The sequence below is a fragment of the Desulfuromonadales bacterium genome, assembly GCA_035620395.1.
GTDB lineage: Bacteria > Desulfobacterota > Desulfuromonadia > Desulfuromonadales > DASPGW01 > DASPGW01.
In genome coordinates, this window is record DASPGW010000092.1 from 1 (window position 1) to 16,504 (window position 16,504).

The window sequence follows — 16,504 nt, forward strand, 5'->3', positions numbered from 1 at the left end:
GACGGCCATGCTCACCTCCTTCAACGAGGCGGACCTGAGCCGGGTGCTCGCGCTGCGCAAGAAGCACGGCGAAGAGTTCAAGCAGCGCCACGGCGTACCGCTCGGCTTCATGTCCTTCTTCGTCAAGGCGAGCGCCGAGGCGCTCAAGGAATTCCCCCAGGTCAACGCCCGCATCGACGGCGACGACATCGTCTACCAGCAGTTCTACGACATAGGCATCGCCGTCGGCGCCGAGAAGGGGCTGGTGGTGCCGGTCATCCGTGATGCCGACCGCCTCAGCTTTGCCGAAATCGAGCAGGCGATCCGCGACTTCGTCGAGAAGATCGAGCAGAACAAGCTCGACCTCGCCGACCTCGAAGGGGGGACCTTCTCGATCACCAACGGCGGGGTCTACGGCTCGCTGCTCAGTACGCCGATCCTCAATCCCCCGCAGAGCGCCATCCTCGGCATGCACGCCATCCAGGAGCGCCCCGTCGCCCGCGACGGCGAAATCGTCATCCGGCCGATGATGTACCTCGCCCTCTCCTACGACCACCGCCTCATCGACGGCCGCGAGGCGGTCAGCTTCCTCAAGCGGATCAAGGAGTTCGTCGAAGAGCCGGACGAGATGCTGCTGGAGTTGTGAAGAGTGGGGGATAGGACCGTCAGGAGCATCCCCCACGGCATCAGCATCCCATGGCTGCTTGAGGACTTTTCGGTGGCGGCCGATCCCTTGTCGGCTCCTTTTCGGCAGACGGAGGGTTAGCGCGGGCGGGTGTCGACAAACCGGTTTTTTCGCCGGCATCCCCTGAATGAACACTCACCCCGAATGCGAAAACATCCGGTCAATCCCACCTCGTTATACTCCCGTTCCGGAAGCTGGAGACCGAAAGGGAATCCAGGCACGGGCGCTTCAGTGCCTGCCTTGTCATTTTAATGAAGAAGGCGGGCGTTATTGCGCTTTTTGCTACCCCCGAATCGGGGATTTCCCCATTGTTCCCGGCGGCAGAAATCGTAAAATACTTATAAAAGAATAGATTTTGGAAATGGTGGCCGAGGGCAGGAAAAGGAGAGTGGCCATGAGAAAGCAAAAAATCTTCCTTAAAACAATCATCTGTGTAAACGAGGAATGTTTCGAGGATAGCCTTAGTGCCAGTCGGTACTTCATGGAGCTTGCGAGCCACGGCCAGAAGGTGTCGGTTACTCGCCGTGTGGAGGTGGAAGGGGTCGGGTTGCAGACGGACGAGGTAGAGGCCGACTTGGTGCTGGTGCGCGGTTGACTTGCCATGTCGATTTCCCCCGAACCATCAGGGATGGGGGGCAGTATTGCAACATTCTCGCTGAAGTTCTCCCTTTGGCCCACAAACCCGGAAACATTATCCCGGCGCACTGAATCGTAGAAAAAGCGTGCGCCGGCGACTAGTGCCCGGAGCCTTCCAGATCCCCCACCACCGATCCGTATTTCAGGTGGATCATCTTCCGGTCCGCCTCCCAGAATTCCCCGAGCATCGCCTTCATCTCCTTCTGGCTGAAGTACCCCATGGCCGCCGGGAAGAAGACGTGGTCCTCTTTGCGGATGTGTTCCCGGTAGAGATCGGGCAGCAGGGTCAGCTTCTCCAGGATGGTTCGGCGGGCGGCCGCCGAACCCTGCGCCGCCTGCTTGCTCGCTTCGGCCAGTTCCCCGACGTTGCGACGGCCGTGGTTGTGCTCGTCGAGAAGCTCCTGCAGCAGCGTGCGGTGGTCCGCGGCGAGGTCCTTGCCGGCGGCATCCCGGAACAGGATGTTCTCCTCCTTGGCATGATGGGTCTTGTCGGCGTACATGCGGATGAAGTCGACCGCCTGGTCGATGAGGGAAAGGTCGACCTCGTTCCCCGCCTCGATCCGCTGCGCCTCCCGGCGCAGCAAGGCCATCATCCGCTCGATGAGCCGGTGCTCTTCCATCAATACTGCAATCGGTTGCATGGCCCTTCTCCGGTCGATGTGCGGCGTATGGCCGTCGCCTCAGGAGTTCGGGGTGATGGGGTGGTCGGTGTGGGCGCCGGTGGAGAACTCCATGACCTCTTCCACCCTTACCAGCATGCGCGACTCCACCTGCGGGGTGCCCGGCGCCTCGACCTCGGGGGCAAAACCGTCGAGGATTCCGATGGGGATGACCTTTTCCACCGTGCCGACGAGCTGGTAGCCGCCGCCGCTGGCGGCATCGATGACCGCCACCGCCACCCGGGGCACCTCGGCTACATTCTCCAGGGTTTGGCGGCAGAACCAGGCCTCGAAGACGACGTGCTCGGCATCGGGCACCTTGAGCCCCCGGCTGGCGGCCAGATGCGGCCGTGACCGCTGGTCGGCGGAAGCGACGAAGGCCAGGTTGGTCTCTTCGATGAATTTTTTCAGCTTTTTCGAGATCATGTCGGACAGACTCCTTGTTCTTCGCAAGCCTCCAGGTAGCGCTCCGCCTGGATGGCGGCCATGCAGCCGGTGCCGGCGGCGGTGACCGCCTGGCGGTAGTGCGGGTCCTGCACATCCCCGGCGGCGAATACGCCGGCCACGCTGGTTTCGGTGCCGTTGCGGGTGACGATGTAGCCGTTGTCGTCGAGCTCCAGCTGTCCTTTGAACAGGGCGGTGTTGGGGGTGTGGCCGATGGCGATGAAGAGGCCGTGGCAGGCGAATTCCTCTTCGGCGCCGCTCTCCACGTCCTGCAGACGGACGCCGGTGACGCCGCTGCTCTGGTCGCCGAGAATGGCCGTGACCATGGTGTTCCAGCGGAAGGCGATGCGCGGGTTTTCTTTTGCCCGGTCCTGCAGAATGGTGGTGGCGCGCAGGGTGTCGCGGCGATGCACGACTGTCACCCGGAGAGCGAAGCGGGCCAGCAGCGAGGCCTCCTCCATGGCGGTATCGCCGCCACCGACCACCACCACCTCCTTGCCGCGGTAGAAGAAGGCGTCGCAGGTGGCGCAGACCGAAACCCCCCGCCCCATCAGCTCCCACTCGTTGGGCAGGTTCAGCATCTTCGGCGAGGCGCCGGTGGAGATGATCAGTGTGCGGCTGCGGTAGACGTCGTCGCCGACCCAGACCTTGAAGGGGCTGGCAGCGAGATCGACCCGGGCCACTTCGCCGGTGACGAAGTTGGTGCCGAAGCGGCGGGCCTGCTGCTCCATGCGCGTCATCAGATCGGGGCCCTCGATTCCCTCGGGGAAGCCGGGGTAGTTGTCGACGGTTGTCGTGGTGGTCAGCTGGCCGCCCGGCTGCGGGCCCTGAATGATCAGCGGGCAGCAGTTGCTGCGGGCGGCGTAGATGGCTGCGGTCAGCCCCCCCGGGCCGCCGCCGACGATGAGGTGCCGGTAGAGGCATTCCTTATCGGCCATGGGCGGCCTCCGCGAACTGCTCCTCGGCGTGGTAGGAGGAGCGGACCAGCGGTCCCGCCTCGACGTGGCGGAAGCCGAGGGCCAGGGCTTCGCCGCGCAGTGCCGCAAATTCTTCCGGCGGCAGGTAGCGCGCAACCGGATGGTGGCCGCGGGTCGGGGAAAGGTACTGGCCGAGGGTGAGCAGGGAACAGCCGACCCGCCGCAGGTCGGCGAGCACCGCCAGCAGCTCCGTGCGCTCCTCGCCCAGGCCGAGCATCAGCCCGGATTTGGTCGGGATCTGCGGCGCCAGCTCCCGGGCGTCGGCCAGCAGCTGCAGGGAGCGCTCGTAGACGGCCTCCTGGCGCACCGCCGGATAGAGCCGGGGGACGGTCTCCAGGTTGTGGCCGAGGATGTCGGGGCCGGCGGCGAGGATGGTCGCCAGCGCCTGGCGGCTGCCGCCGAGGTCGGGGATCAGCAGCTCCACCCGGCAGCCGGGAGCGGCCAGGCGGATCGCCTCCGTGAGACGGGCGAACTGGGCGGCGCCGCCGTCGGCGAGGTCGTCGCGGGTGACCGAGGTGACGACGGCATGCTTCAGCCCCAGCTCGGCCACTGCCCGGGCCACCTTGAGGGGTTCCTGCGGGTCGGGCGGCAGCGGCGCTCCGTCCTGCACATTGCAGAAGCGGCAGCTGCGCGTGCAGCGGTCGCCGAGGATCATGAAGGTGGCGGTGCCGCGGTTCCAGCACTCCCCCTGATTGGGGCAGGCGGCGCTGCGGCAGACCGAATGCAGTCCCTGCTGCCGGTGATACCGGTCGATGCGGGCGTAGTTCGGGCCGCCGGGGAAGCGGACCTTAAGCCAGTCGGGCTTTCTCTTCTGGTCGGATGGCGACATACTCTCCTACGTATCGGCTGACAAAAACTTTGGCAAAGGAACGGATGATTTCCTCTTCCACCTGCGGCAGCGGAACCGGCTGACCGAGCAGGCGCTCCAGCGAGGTCATGCGGACACCCGGCAGGCCGCAGGGGACAATGGCGGCAAAGCCCGAGAGGTCGGCGGCGACGTTCAGGGCGAAGCCGTGCCAGCTGACCCAGCGGCGCACGCCGACGCCGATCGAGGCGATCTTCTCTCCCGCCACCCAGACCCCGGTCTTGCCGGCGATGCGCTCCCCGACCAGGCCGAAGGCGGCGAGAGCGTCGATGAGGGTTGCCTCCAGCAGCCGCAGATACCGGTGGAGGTCGCGTCCCCGCGGCTCCAGGTCGATGATGGGGTATCCCACCAACTGCCCCGGGCCGTGGAAGGTGACGTCGCCGCCGCGGCCGACCCGCTCCAGATCGATGCCGCGGCGGGCCAGTTCGGCGGCGGGCAGCAGCAGGTTCGCCTCACTGGCGCCCCGGCCGAGGGTGACGACCGGCGGGTGTTGCAGGAGAATGAGGATGTCCTCTGCTTCCCGCCGCCGTCGTTCGAGCAGGGTTTCCTGCAGGGCGAGGGCGCTGCGGTAGGCGAGGGAACCGGGCCGCAGGGTGCGAAAACGGCTCTCGCTGACGGCGGCCGGGGCAACGGTCTGGCCGCTGTCGTTCATCCTCCGGATCAGTCCTCCCAGTGGATGCAGGCCACCGGGCAGGTGTCGATCGCTTCCTGAATCTTGTCCTCGGAGGCGCCGGCCGCATCGTAAACTTCGGCGAGGCCGTCCTCGTTCATGCGGAACACCTCGGGGACGGTGTCGACGCAGAGATTGCAGCTGATGCAGACATCCTGGTCGACGTACGGTTTCTTCGCCATGACTCTCTCCTGTTCAGATTTTTTCGAAGTTGCTCTTGTCGGCGCCGCACAGCGGGCAGACCCAATCGTCCGGAATGTCGGCAAAGGCTGTGCCGGCAGCGACGCCGTTGCCCGGGTCGCCTTCGGCGGGGTCGTAGATATAGTCGCAGATCATGCAGCGGTACTTGTCCATCGGTTCCTCCGTGTTTTTTCGATTAATGTCCGGCCGGTAAACGGCCCATCCATTCTAGACGATTTCTTCGCGCTGGCAAGAGAGCGATTCAGCTCCCGTCCTGATTATTCCGTGGCGACCGGCGGCCGCACCGCCGTCCGTTCCGGAACGATCTTGACGAAGCGGGTGCGGCAGGCGGCGAGGACCTGCTCCACCCAGTCGGCTTCTTCGGTCTGGTGCGAGTGGAGCAGCTCCCGGTGGTACTGCAGCAGCAGTTCGCCGATGGCGGCGACGTCCTCCTCCTCGAGGTCGCGGATCTCGACCTCGGCGCCGCGGGCCAGCCGCCGGCGCAGCGCCTCCCGGGTCAGCCCCATCCCGGTGTCGAGGTGGCAGTAGACCGTCCCGCCGGTCATTCCCGAGCAGAGCCAGGGTCCGGGATCTCCCAGCACGACCACCCGGCCGGCGGTCATGTACTCGAAGGCGAATCCCTTGAGATTGGCGCCGGCGGCCAGGTGGACCTGGTCGGCGGCGAGCGGCTGGCGGATGCGGCCGCCGAGGACGACATCGGCTCCCGAGAGACGGATGCAGGCCCGGCTGTCGGCGTCCCCCTGGATGAGGAAGGTCCCCCCCTGGGCGCCGTAGGCGAGCCCCTTGCCGACGGCGCCGCCGACGCGCAGGCCGTTGCGGTTCTCCCCCTTGAGGACGACGATCTTGCCGCCGCCGGCCCCCTTGCCGACGCCGTCCTGGGCACCCCCCTCGACCCGGATGTGGATGGGCGGGATGTTGAAGGCTCCCAGGCCGTTGCCGGGGATGGAGTCGCGCTTGAAGTGGAGCAGCACCCGCTTCTCCTCGCCGTAGCGTCCCTCGGCCAGGCCGCGCGTCATCGCCCCCGCCAGGGTGGTGCCGATCGCCCGGTCGGAGCTCGAGGCGCTGAAGTCGTCATAGCGGACCCGGTCGTCGCCGCCGTCGAAGGCGTCGGTGACCAGCTGCGCGATGAGCGAGGTGAGGTAGTTGAGCGGCTTGCGGATGATCCGCACCTTCTTCTCGGCCGCCCGGGCGCCGCTCCCTGCGGCGGGTGCGAGCAGATCGCCGAGGTCGAGGCGCTCCAGGCCGCGCGCCTGCACCAGCAGGTCGGCGCGGCCGACCAGATCCTGGGCGCGCCGGACGCCGAGCCGGGCGGTCAGGGCGCGGATTTCCTGGCCCAGGGCGCGGAAGAAGGTCGTCTCGTAGATGATGCCGTTCTCCAGCACGCGCGGCACGAAACGCTTCAGGCCGCGTCGCTGCGCCTCCTCGATGGTTTCGATCTGGGTGGCGATGCCGACGTGGCAGGTGTCGAGGTGGCAGCCGCGGCAGGCGGTGCAGCCGACCACCACCATCGCCATGGTGCCGAAGCCGACCCGGTTGGCCCCGAGCAGCATCAGCTTGACCACGTCCCGCCCGGTGCGGGCGCCGCCGTCGGCCCAGATCTCCACCCGATGCCGCAGGCCGGCGGCGGCGAGGGCCCGGTGCGCCTCGCGCACGCCGATCTCGGCCGGCAGGCCGACGAACTTGATGGCGTGCTTGCGGGCGGCGCCGGTGCCGCCGTCGTAGCCGCTGATGGTGATGATGTCGGCGCCGGCCTTGGTGATCCCCAGGGCGATGGTGCCGATGCCGGCCACCGCCGGCACCTTGACCGAGATGCGGGCGCGGGGGTTGGCGGTGCGCAGTTCCTCGATGATCTGTGCCAGGTCCTCGATGGAGTAGAGGTCGTGGTTGTTGGAGGGGGAGATGAGAGGGACCCCCGGTGCGGCGCTGCGCGCCGCGGCGATCTTGGCCGTCACCTTGAAACCCGGCAGGTGCCCCCCCTCGCCCGGCTTGGCCCCCTGGCCGATCTTGATCTCGAGGAAGTCGGCCGAGTTGAGCAGCTGCATGTGGACGCCGAAGCGCCCCGAAGCGACCTGCTGGCCGCGATTCGCCCGATATTTGCCGAGCATGTCGGCAATTTCCCCCCCCTCGCCGTTCATGCAGATGATGTTGAGCCTTTTGGCCGCTTCGGCGTAGATGCGGAAGGGGGTCTCCCCCTGCGAGCCGAAGCTCATGGCGGAGAAGAGGATCGGCAGGCTGTGGCCGCCGACCGAGGCGTCGACCTCCTCGGGGTCGACGGCGAGCTCCTCGGGGAAACGGAAGTCGAGCAGATGGCGGAGGGCCAGGGGGTGCTCGACTTCGAGCTGGCGGATCAGGCGGGAGAGGTCGGCGTAGCTCTCCTCCATCTTGGCCACCGCCCCGACCATCTTCCAGATGCGCGGGTAGAGGCGGAAGGGGACCGGAACCGGCTGCCGCTCCTTGCGGCGGGCGTCGGCGCGCCGCTCGCGGTGGTCGGCTTCGAGGCGGGCGAAGGTCAGACCCCCGGCGGCGCTGCCGCAGAAGTTCGGGGTCTCGAAGAACTGCGCCAGCTCCGGGGCCAGGCCGATGGCGGCGAAATACTTGCCGTAGCCGCCGATCTCGTGGGTCCCCATGGTGGAGATGACCTTCTCCAGCCCCCTGGCGAGGACCGGCAGGAGGTTCCGCAGCCCGTTCTCCTCCTCGGCGGCCTGCTCCCACATGAGGTAGGGGCAGAGGGCGTCGGCCCCCATGCCGAGGGCAAAGATCAGGTCGTGCAGGTTGCGCAGCGCGCCGGAACGGACCACGAGCGATACCCGCCGGCGCCGGCTTTCGCCCCGGCCGTCCGCTTCGGTCTTGAGCGCCCGGTGCAGGGCCGCCACCGCCAGGAATGGGTCGAGAAAGTCCTGCCCCGGGCCGAAGGCGCGGCTGTCGTCGAGCAGCAGCAGGGCCGCGCCGCGGCCGGCGGCTGTGCGCGCCTCGCGGGCGAGTCTCTCCAGTGCGGCGGGGATAGTCTCGCCGCGCCGCAGGGTGCAGGAGAGGGTGCGCACCCCCTTTTGCCCGGCAGGGCCGAAGGCGTCCAGCAGCGCCTCCAGGGTGCAGCTGCCGAGGCCTGCCGCGACCGGCGCATCGGCCGCGTTTTCGCCGAGGCGCCGGCCGCCGGTCAGCAGCGGCACCTCCAGGCGAACGGCGCGCCGTGCCGGGCCGCGCAGGTTCGGGCGGGCGCCGAGGGTGACGCGGGTGGAGAAGTGCTCGGTCTCCCGCTCCCGGTCGATGGCCGGGTTGGTCACCACCGCCACCTGCTCCTTGAAATAGTCGGAAAGGTTCTGCCGGCCGAGGGCGAGGGCCGCCAGCGGGCCGTCATAGCCGAGGGAGGCGATCGGGTCGGCGCCGGAGCGGGCGGCCTCCTTCAGGTTGCGCACATCACTCCCCTGCCAACCGAAGGCGGCAAGCAGGTTGTCGGTCAGCAGGGCGGCGCTGCGGCCAAAGTCAGCGGCCTCGCGGGGCGGGGCGGCAGGGCCCGGCGGGGCTTTGATCAGCGACTGGCTGTGCGCCGCCAAGGAAGTGCGGCGGCGAAAGCGGGCGAGGTTCTCCCGCTGCAGCGCCGGGTGCTCGAGGAGCTGGGCCTTGCGGCCGGGGAGCAGACGCAGGCCGAGCTTCTCGCCCGGGGCGAGCGGCTTGGGGTCGGCGAGAATCTCTTCCTGGGGGACGACCCCGACCTCGGAGGAGGCGAAGTACTCCTTGTCGGTTTCCCCGAACCACAGGGGGCGCAGGCCCATGGCATCGACGGAGAAGATGCAGGCGTCGCGGTGCCGGGCGATGATGGCCGCCGGCCCCTGGGCGCTGGCGGTGAGGAAGCGGCGGAAGAAGTCGTACATCGAGGCCGGCTCCGGCGCCATCTTCTCCGTCTCGCTGACGATGGGCGGAAAGACCATCTCCATCGCCTCGAAGAGGGTCAGGCCGAAGCGGCGGATCAGCCCCTCCAGGGTGCGGTTGAGGTCCTGCGAGTCGCTCCCGCCCGGCGGCAGGGGAATCCCCAGCATGAGCGCCTCCTCGCGCAGCCGGGCAATGGTGTTGATCTCGCCGTTGTGGCCGAGCAGGGAAAAGGGCTGGGCGCGCAGCACCGTCGGCAGGGTGTTGGTGGAGAACCGGCTGTGGCCGATGGTGGCCGCCGAGAGAAAGTCCCGGCGCTTGAGTTCGGGGTAGTAGCGGTTGAGGATCTCCGGGGCGCCGTGCACCTTGTAGGCGGCGACATGGGCGGAGAGTGAGGCGACATGCACCGGAGGAAAGTCGAGTTCGATGGCGAGCTGCAGGTCGTAGAGGCGCTCCTCGATTTTCGCCGGCTGGGAAAAATGCAGGGCGATCTGCCAGAAGAGGGGCTCGGCCGAGCGCGCCATGGAGGAGAGGACTTCGCTGCGGACCGGGCCGGGGCGCTCGATGAGGATCTCGGCGCCGGCGGCGCGAAAACGCTCGAGGATACGCTCGGGCAACGCCGGGTCGGCAGCCAGGGCCTCCTGGGGAACGAGCAGGTGGCCGAGGGCGAATCCGGCCGACTCGGCCGTCTCCGGCGGGCGCCCCGCCCCGGCCAGCACTTCGCGCCAGAGCAGACGGGGGATGTCGGTCAGCACCCCGCAGCCGTCTCCCTCGCCGCCGATCTCCCCGGCACGGTGCCCCATCTTGACCAGTGCCTCGATGGTGCGCTGCACGTTGCCATGGGTGGGGCGGCCGGCCTTGTTGAAATAGCCGATGATGGCGCAGGCGTCGCGCTCGGCGGGCATCAGGCCGGAGGGGTCGTCGCGAAGAGGCTTCAGGAAGGGATTCGTCATCGGGGCACCTGGGAAACAGGGGACATGGAAAAAGCCGTCTCACGCGAAGACGCGAAGAACGCGAAGTAGATTCAAATTGTTATCAAACCCAGGCATCGCCCGCTTGGAAGCCGTCTGGCTGTCCATAGGTCTTTGTATTCCTTCGCGGCCTTCGCGTGAGGAAGTGCCGTCATTAGAATTAATTCTACCCGGTCCGGAACCAGAGGCAAACGACCCCTTTATCTGCGTCAATCTGCGTGAATCTGCGGAGAGGAAATTTTGCCGCGGATCGCTACGAAGGAGCCTTTGCCGTGTCCCTCGCGGACCGGTTCCGCCCCCTCGATCGCCGCCAGCGGGCGGAAGAGGGTCTGGGTGAAGGCGAATTCGGCGAACCCGGCGCCCTTCAGCATCTCCACCACCTCGGCGGCCGAGTGGAAGGTCGCCTCGCGGTAAAAGAGGCTCTCCCCTTTCTGCTTTTGAATGCTCTTCCCCAGCGGGCTAGCCCGGTCGATGAGTCCGACCACCAGGACGCCACCCGGCTTCAGGACCCGGCGCGCCTCCCGCAGGGCGGCCTGCGGATCGTCGACGAAGCAGAGGGTGGTCACCATCAGGGCGAAGTCGAAGCGCCCGTCGTCGAAGGGGAGCCTCTCCGCCGTCCCTTCGCTCACCTCCACCCCCCGCTTGCGGGCGAGCGCCGCCATCTGGGCCGCCGGCTCCACCCCGTGCCGGATCTTCAGGGGAGCCGCGAAGCGCCCGGTCCCCACCCCGATTTCCACCCCCTCACCGCTCTTCGGCAGCAGGGCCTGTATCGCCTTGATCTCCGAGACATAGGCGAGGGGATTATCCAGAAACCACTGCTCGTAGCGGTCGACGTGCTTCTCGAACGGTTCCGTCTTGGGCATGCGCACTCTCCTCATGTTGAGGTTATGACGAGCATATCCAAGGATGGCCGGGTCGGCAAGGGGAGGAGCGTCGGACCGGGAGGGGCGAAGGTGCCGGCGAGCCCGGTTCGATGCCGGCGGATGGCGCTCGTCCCTTGCATTCACTCCGTTTCCGGTTAGGCTCCAGGGGAGACCGGAGAGAGTCCTGAGCGGGAGGTTGCGAATGAAGTGGAAGCAGGTAGGCCGGATTTTGCTCCTTGGCCTGTTGCTGTGGCCGGCGGCCGGTGGTGCAGAGGAGAAGAAGGCGGCGGAACAGAAGGCCGAAGCCGAAAAGGCGGCGCCGGCGGAGACGCTGCGAAAAAGCCGGGGGACGGCCACCATCGCCGGCCGCCGCATCGAGTACACCGCCACGGCCGGAACGCTCCTGCTCAAGGACAGGGAAGGGAAGCCCAAGGCTTCGATCTTCTTCATCGCCTACAGCCGCGACGGTGCCGGCGAGATGGCCGCCAGGCCGGTCGCCTTCGCCTTCAACGGCGGCCCCGGCTCCTCCTCGGTCTGGCTCCATCTCGGGGCGCTAGGGCCGCGGCGGGTGATGCTGGGAGAGGAGGCGGTGCCGGAGCCGCCGCCGTACCGCCTGCAGAACAACGAGCATTCAATTCTCGACCTCACCGACCTGGTCTTCATCGACCCGGTGACCACCGGCTTCAGCCGGGCGGCGCCCGGGGAGGACCCCAAGCAGTTCCACGAGGTGGAGAAGGACATCGAGTCGGTGGCCGAGTTCATCCGCCTCTGGATCACCCGCAACGGCCGCTGGGCCTCCCCCAAGTACGTCATCGGCGAGAGCTACGGCGCCACCCGGGCCGCCGGGCTGGCCGAACACCTGCAGGAGAAGCAGGGTATGGACCTGAACGGCCTCATCCTGGTCTCTCCGGCCCTGAACTTCCAGGCCATCTCCTTCGACTCCGGCAACGACCTGCCGTACATCCTCTATCTCCCCGCCTATGCCGCCACGGCCTGGTATCACCGGCTGCTGCCCGAGGACCTGCAGCGCCTGGAACTGCCGCAGCTCCTGGCGACGGCCAGGGCGTTCGCCCTCGGCCCCTACGCCCAGGCCCTGCTGCAGGGGGACGCCCTGCCGGAGGCGGAGCGGCGGCGGGTCGCGGCAGAGGCGGCCCGGCTCACCGGCCTCTCCCCCGAGCTATTGGCGCGCGCCCGCCTGCGCCTTCCGGTCTCCCGCTTCACCGCCGAGCTGCTACGCGCGCAGGGGAGGGTGGTCGGCCGCTTCGACAGCCGCTTCACCGGCATCGCCGAGGACCCGGCCGCCCACGCCTCCAGCTACGATCCCTCCTATGCGGCGATCCATGGGGTCTTCAGCGCCGCCCTCAAGGACTACGTCGACAGGGAGCTGGGATACGAGAGCGACCTCCCCTATGAGGTCATCGCCGAGGAGGTGCGCCCCTGGGACTGGGGCCGGTACGAGAACCGCTATCTTGACATGGGCGAGCGGCTCTCCCGGGCCCTCACCCGCCGCCCGCTGCTACGCCTCTTCGTCGCCGCCGGCCATTACGACCTCGCCACCTCCCTGGCCAGCATCGAGTACACCCTCGATCATCTCGATCTCGACTCGGCCCTGCGCGGCAACCTCCATCTGGCCCGTTACGAGACCGGACACATGCCTTACCTGCACGAGCCTTCCCTGGCCCGGCTGAAGGCAGATCTCGCCAGGTTCATCGGCGGCCCCTGACCGCGCACTTCATCCCCGCTCGATGAGGTGTACGAAATCCTCGTAGGGACCGAACCCGACGAGCCTTCTGCCGGCACAAAAGTGGGTCGGGACCGCGGTGACTCCCAGTTTCCCGGCCCGCTGCCAGTCGGCATCGACCGCCGCGGCAAAGCTCCCCGCAGCGAGAACCGCCCGCGCCTCTTCCCCCGACAGGCCGATGGCCTCGACGATCGGCACGAGCTCGTCCACCCGCGCGATGTTCCGTCCCTCGACGAAATACGCCCGGTACACCGCCCGCCGGAAAGGGTCTCCCTTGCCCTGCGCTTCCGCCCATTTGCCCAGCTCCTGGGCCCGCCGGGTGTTAGAGGTGCGGGACCGCTCCGAAAACGGCAGACCTTCGGCTTCGGCCAACTGGCGCAGCCTTACTTGCGTGGCCTTTATCTCCTCCTCCCGGCCGGCGAAGAGCTCGGCCAGTTCCATCCCTTCTTCCGGCGTTTCCGGGTGGAGCGGAAAAACGGTCCAGCGCAGTTCGACCCTGTATTCGCGCAGCAGGCGATCGGTACGCACGGTACCGAGATAGCACCAGGGTCAGATATAGTCGAAAAAGACCTCGACGACGGGCGTTTCGGGCATGACTCACCTCCGCGGCTGATTTGGTTTGATTGTAGCTGGATTGCGGGATGGGGCAAGCGCGGGAGGGGGAGGTTGAAGGTGCAGGGTCAGGAGTGTCCCCTTCAGGCCGGGTTGCGGCCGGGGCGGGGCAAGCAGGGAAAAGCGCTTTTCAGGTCGCTAACAGCACATTGACCAACACCATGCCGGCGGCCAGAAAAAGAATCATCAGCACAGTGGGGATAAGGTCCTGGGTCAGGAATTTCGACATTCTTTCAAAATAATCGGCCGTCAGCCATCGCTGGAAAAACTGATCAGGCCATTTCATGCTCCTTCCTCCCTTCCAGGCAACCAGGCTTTTTCGTTGGCAGCGGATGGCCTCCCTTTGATTGATGTCCATCTTCTGCCTCGTACCTTTTAAGCTGCACTACCCGTACCAAAAAGCGAACCAAAAAAATTCATTAAATTGAACAGTTGGGCACACAGCGGAGGTCGGCATTCCTGACAACTCGTTGGGACTTTCGACAGTCGGCGACCGGGTGAATCCCTTTCCAGAAAACCCGTGCCTGGTTTTTGCTTGCCACGCTATCTGCACTAAACAATTGAATGCTTTCAGAAGGAGGTGTCATGATCCTTCGGAGTTTCGTGGCGGTGTTTTGTCTCTGTGCGTTGTACAAGGGGACCGAACGATACCTGGTTATGGCTGAGCTGGGATAGCCGGTAGTGACGGAAAATGGCAAAGACGGACGGAAATTTGACAGCCTTACCTTTACCCAAGGCCTGTACGGCGCGGTGAAAACCGAAACGTGGGAGGGGACAAGATAGAATGTCCCATTCGCCCTCGTTGCCAGTTTTTCTTTGACAGGCTTTATGGATGGATTGTAATCTTTCTGCATTGTTTTGGAGGGTGGGATGAGTCTGGGGCGAAGCATGGAAAATTCGGACCGCTTGTACGGCCAGATGCCGGCAGGCGGTTTTTTTGTGTTCGTCCGGGAAGCCCGCTGACGCTGCACCCCGAACCCGCCTGAGCTCGCTTTATCGAATTTGCCTGTTCCCTGTCAGGACCACAACCACACATTCCACAAAGGATTCGCAGCCATGACGGAATTCAGCACGCAGAACATAGCCGGCAAATTTTCCGGAAATGCAAGAACGCTGGTGCCCAAGCTGTTCGCGGGCTTCTTCCTCCTGCTCGTTCTGTGGATTGCCGCCCCCTTCGCGGTAGTCCCGGCCGGCAACCGGGGGGTGCTGACCACCTTCGGCAAGGTCGACCTTACCGTCTACGCCGAGGGGATCCACTGGCGCTGGCCGATCGCCCAGAAGATGCACTTGGTCGACGTGCGCATCCAGAAGGGCGAAGGAGAAGGCGAAGCCGCCTCCAAGGACCTGCAGGTGGTGCACACCAAGGTGGCGGTGAACTTTCACCTCAAACCCGAGCGCGTCGCCGACATCTTCCGCAGCGTCGGCAACCTCGACGCAGTCGAGTCGCGCCTGATCCTGCCGGCGGTGCAGGAGGCGGTCAAGGCCGCCACCGCCCGCTACACCGCCGAAGAGCTGATCACCAAGCGGCCGGAGGTGCGCGACGCCATCCGCCTGGCTCTCAACGAGCGGCTGGTGAAGCACGATGTGATCATCGACGAATTTTCCATCGTCAACTTCCAGTTTTCCAAGTCGTTCAACGAAGCGATCGAAGCCAAGACCACCGCCGAGCAGCTCAAGCTCAAGGCCGAGCGCGACCTCCAGCGCATCAGGGTGGAGGCGGAGCAGAAGATCGCCTCCGCCGAGGCCGAGGCCAAGTCGCTGGCGATGCAGAAGCAGGAGGTGACGAGCGAACTGCTGCGCCTGCGCGAGGTAGAGAACCAGCGCCGGGCGATCGAGAAGTGGGACGGCCAGCTTCCGACCTATATGACCGGCGGCGCCATCCCCTTCATTCAGGTTCCCGGCGCGGTGAAATAGGGGAATAGGGGAGCCAGCTTTTGAAGGCCGCGGGTGCTGCGCATCCGCTCGCCCCGGAATTTTCAGAAGATTCTTTTTTGGTTGGCGAGGGGGAATGGTGGAGTGTCCGAAGTGTAGTTTTGAGATTCAACAGGCCGGAGTGTCTGGCCAGGGCGGTTTTGCGTTCCTGCGGCACCCCGGTTTGCAGTGCAATCCGGCAGAAACGTTTTACTAACGAGAGGAGACCTACATGAAAGAGTTGTCAATTTTTTTTAGGGTGCTGCTTCTGGCTCTGGTCGGTTTTCTTTTATCGGCGTGCGGTGGCGACGGCTCCGGCTCTGGCGGGGGGCCTGTACGGATGCAGATGGATACTCTCTCGGTGCGGGCTCTCGCCATCGAAGGGCAGGGACAAGATATGGCCGTCCTGACCGAAACTGGACAAGCCGTTAGTTGGGTGGGGCATCTGGTTTTTTACCAGCAGGACAGTCAGAATCCCGACCGGCTGTTGAACCTGGGTACGGCAGACTTGGGGGTTTCCACACAAGGTAGTTTCAGCATCGCCGACCTCTCCTACGGTCCTGATTGGGCTGTCGCCACTATCGAGTCTAATGTGACTGGGGTATCCACGGTTAACCCTCCTGTATTCAAGCGGGATTTCCTCCTGCAGGTACCTGGTGCTGTAAAAGCGAGCGCGACAGGCAACTGGCTTCTTGTCGCGACCAGCACCGATCTCCGGTTGTACGATATCTCCAACCCCGCCACTCCAACCCCGAGCCAGACCATTTCATCCGGGACCCAGACTATCGGGATGGTCGCCACCATGAACGGCTTTTTCGTCAGCACCGAAGGTGGCTACCTCTTTATTGACCCCATGAACCTTGGCAATGTAACGAAAATCACCAACCCGGATCTTGCGAAAGCGCAAAAAGTCTATTGCTACGGCAGCAAGCTCTATCTGGCCGGGCCATCCAAATTCGCAGGGAAATCGAAGATCGCAAGGGTCGACGTTTCGGTTCCTGAGAACCCCGCCATCGAGGTCTTGGAAGACACCATCGACGGTGAATATTTCGATTTTGCCTTCGACGGGATCGATACTTGCCATATCCTGATCGACGGCGAAAAAATTGCGAAATACAAATTCGCACAAAACTACTTAACCTTTATGGGGGCGGCGTACCTAACTTCCTACGGAGAAAAAGCCAGTCAGATTTTTTCCCATAAGGGAGTATGTTATTTTTCCTCTCCGGATGGCCTGGGCATATTCAAATTCTGAAATCATTCAACATTCCACAACCGTTCTGAGCGACAGGGCAATCCTCTTTTGTGGATGAATGATCTGAGCAGGACAGGAGAAATCGAGAAGAGGGACAGGCGGAAATAAACCAGCCCGTCCCTCATTGTTCTCCATGGTCAAGCGTGAGGGGCAGTGGAATTCCGGGACAAG

General features: G+C 65.2%; 15 protein-coding genes and 1 pseudogene. 5 read left to right on the forward strand and 11 right to left on the reverse strand.

What is annotated here, in order from left to right; translation table 11 throughout:
- Positions 1 to 625, forward strand: a 625-nt coding sequence (locus VD811_05240) for a 2-oxo acid dehydrogenase subunit E2 (GenBank protein ID HXV20382.1), incomplete at its 5' end; no start/stop codon positions are given.
- Positions 626 to 1,058: 433 nt separating this feature from the next.
- Positions 1,059 to 1,259, forward strand: coding sequence for a hypothetical protein (locus VD811_05245; protein ID HXV20383.1), 201 nt, complete (start codon positions 1,059 to 1,061; stop codon positions 1,257 to 1,259).
- A gap of 139 nt (positions 1,260 to 1,398) precedes the next feature.
- Here VD811_05245 and VD811_05250 read toward each other — a convergent pair whose 3' ends face one another.
- The 9 genes from VD811_05250 to VD811_05290 form a co-directional block, all read right to left on the reverse strand.
- Positions 1,399 to 1,941, reverse strand: coding sequence for a hemerythrin domain-containing protein (locus VD811_05250; GenBank protein ID HXV20384.1), 543 nt, complete (start codon positions 1,939 to 1,941; stop codon positions 1,399 to 1,401).
- Positions 1,942 to 1,980: 39 nt separating this feature from the next.
- On the reverse strand, positions 1,981 to 2,385 hold the full coding sequence (locus VD811_05255; protein HXV20385.1) for a pyridoxamine 5'-phosphate oxidase family protein: 405 nt from the start codon (positions 2,383 to 2,385) through the stop codon (positions 1,981 to 1,983).
- Positions 2,382 to 3,341, reverse strand: a complete 960-nt coding sequence (trxB, locus tag VD811_05260) for a thioredoxin-disulfide reductase (protein ID HXV20386.1) — start codon at positions 3,339 to 3,341, stop codon at positions 2,382 to 2,384. The genes VD811_05255 and trxB overlap by 4 nt, the downstream gene beginning before the upstream one ends.
- Positions 3,331 to 4,209 (reverse strand): lipoyl synthase, encoded by an 879-nt coding sequence (lipA, locus tag VD811_05265; GenBank protein HXV20387.1) that lies wholly within the window; start codon positions 4,207 to 4,209, stop codon positions 3,331 to 3,333. Before lipA ends, trxB begins: the two co-directional genes overlap by 11 nt.
- Positions 4,169 to 4,897: a lipoyl(octanoyl) transferase LipB gene (lipB, locus tag VD811_05270; protein HXV20388.1), complete on the reverse strand. Its 729-nt coding sequence runs from the start codon at positions 4,895 to 4,897 to the stop codon at positions 4,169 to 4,171. Before lipB ends, lipA begins: the two co-directional genes overlap by 41 nt.
- Before the next feature lie 8 nt (positions 4,898 to 4,905).
- Positions 4,906 to 5,097, reverse strand: a complete 192-nt coding sequence (locus VD811_05275) for a ferredoxin (GenBank protein HXV20389.1) — start codon at positions 5,095 to 5,097, stop codon at positions 4,906 to 4,908.
- A 13-nt stretch (positions 5,098 to 5,110) separates the two neighbouring features.
- Complete coding sequence (locus tag VD811_05280) at positions 5,111 to 5,269, reverse strand: rubredoxin (GenBank protein ID HXV20390.1); 159 nt, start codon at positions 5,267 to 5,269, stop codon at positions 5,111 to 5,113.
- A 104-nt stretch (positions 5,270 to 5,373) separates the two neighbouring features.
- Positions 5,374 to 9,933, reverse strand: coding sequence for a glutamate synthase-related protein (locus VD811_05285; protein HXV20391.1), 4,560 nt, complete (start codon positions 9,931 to 9,933; stop codon positions 5,374 to 5,376).
- Between the two features lie 227 nt (positions 9,934 to 10,160).
- Positions 10,161 to 10,814, reverse strand: coding sequence for a class I SAM-dependent methyltransferase (locus tag VD811_05290; protein ID HXV20392.1), 654 nt, complete (start codon positions 10,812 to 10,814; stop codon positions 10,161 to 10,163).
- A 202-nt stretch (positions 10,815 to 11,016) separates the two neighbouring features.
- Between VD811_05290 and VD811_05295 the strand changes: the two genes are divergently transcribed.
- Complete coding sequence (locus tag VD811_05295) at positions 11,017 to 12,537, forward strand: hypothetical protein (protein ID HXV20393.1); 1,521 nt, start codon at positions 11,017 to 11,019, stop codon at positions 12,535 to 12,537.
- Between the two features lie 9 nt (positions 12,538 to 12,546).
- On the opposite strand, the pseudogene VD811_05300 reads toward VD811_05295, so the two are convergent.
- Both VD811_05300 and VD811_05305 read right to left on the reverse strand, forming a co-directional pair.
- Positions 12,547 to 13,092: pseudogene (locus VD811_05300) on the reverse strand (DsbA family protein).
- A 205-nt stretch (positions 13,093 to 13,297) separates the two neighbouring features.
- Positions 13,298 to 13,525, reverse strand: coding sequence for a hypothetical protein (locus VD811_05305; GenBank protein ID HXV20394.1), 228 nt, complete (start codon positions 13,523 to 13,525; stop codon positions 13,298 to 13,300).
- 698 nt (positions 13,526 to 14,223) lie between these two features.
- On the opposite strand from VD811_05305, the gene VD811_05310 reads away from it, so the two are divergent.
- Both VD811_05310 and VD811_05315 read left to right on the forward strand, forming a co-directional pair.
- Positions 14,224 to 15,081 carry a prohibitin family protein gene (locus VD811_05310; protein HXV20395.1) on the forward strand — a complete coding sequence of 286 codons (858 nt, stop codon included), beginning with the start codon at positions 14,224 to 14,226 and terminating at the stop codon, positions 15,079 to 15,081.
- 229 nt (positions 15,082 to 15,310) lie between these two features.
- Positions 15,311 to 16,333: a hypothetical protein gene (locus VD811_05315; GenBank protein HXV20396.1), complete on the forward strand. Its 1,023-nt coding sequence runs from the start codon at positions 15,311 to 15,313 to the stop codon at positions 16,331 to 16,333.
- The last annotated feature ends 171 nt before the right edge of the window (positions 16,334 to 16,504 follow it).

What these genes read in the sequence shown, in the direction of transcription:
- VD811_05245 (HXV20383.1), top strand. Translation starts at nt 1,059, where the DNA reads ATGAGAAAGCAAAAAATCTTCCTTAAAACAATCATCTGTGTAAACGAG.
- trxB (HXV20386.1), bottom strand. Translation starts at nt 3,341, where the DNA reads ATGGCCGATAAGGAATGCCTCTACCGGCACCTCATCGTCGGCGGCGGC.
- VD811_05315 (HXV20396.1), top strand. Translation starts at nt 15,311, where the DNA reads ATGAAAGAGTTGTCAATTTTTTTTAGGGTGCTGCTTCTGGCTCTGGTC.
- VD811_05305 (HXV20394.1), bottom strand. Translation starts at nt 13,525, where the DNA reads ATGGACATCAATCAAAGGGAGGCCATCCGCTGCCAACGAAAAAGCCTG.
- VD811_05290 (HXV20392.1), bottom strand. Translation starts at nt 10,814, where the DNA reads ATGCCCAAGACGGAACCGTTCGAGAAGCACGTCGACCGCTACGAGCAG.
- VD811_05310 (HXV20395.1), top strand. Translation starts at nt 14,224, where the DNA reads ATGACGGAATTCAGCACGCAGAACATAGCCGGCAAATTTTCCGGAAAT.
- VD811_05275 (HXV20389.1), bottom strand. Translation starts at nt 5,097, where the DNA reads ATGGCGAAGAAACCGTACGTCGACCAGGATGTCTGCATCAGCTGCAAT.
- VD811_05250 (HXV20384.1), bottom strand. Translation starts at nt 1,941, where the DNA reads ATGCAACCGATTGCAGTATTGATGGAAGAGCACCGGCTCATCGAGCGG.
- lipB (HXV20388.1), bottom strand. Translation starts at nt 4,897, where the DNA reads ATGAACGACAGCGGCCAGACCGTTGCCCCGGCCGCCGTCAGCGAGAGC.
- VD811_05285 (HXV20391.1), bottom strand. Translation starts at nt 9,933, where the DNA reads ATGACGAATCCCTTCCTGAAGCCTCTTCGCGACGACCCCTCCGGCCTG.
- VD811_05295 (HXV20393.1), top strand. Translation starts at nt 11,017, where the DNA reads ATGAAGTGGAAGCAGGTAGGCCGGATTTTGCTCCTTGGCCTGTTGCTG.
- VD811_05255 (HXV20385.1), bottom strand. Translation starts at nt 2,385, where the DNA reads ATGATCTCGAAAAAGCTGAAAAAATTCATCGAAGAGACCAACCTGGCC.
- VD811_05280 (HXV20390.1), bottom strand. Translation starts at nt 5,269, where the DNA reads ATGGACAAGTACCGCTGCATGATCTGCGACTATATCTACGACCCCGCC.
- lipA (HXV20387.1), bottom strand. Translation starts at nt 4,209, where the DNA reads ATGTCGCCATCCGACCAGAAGAGAAAGCCCGACTGGCTTAAGGTCCGC.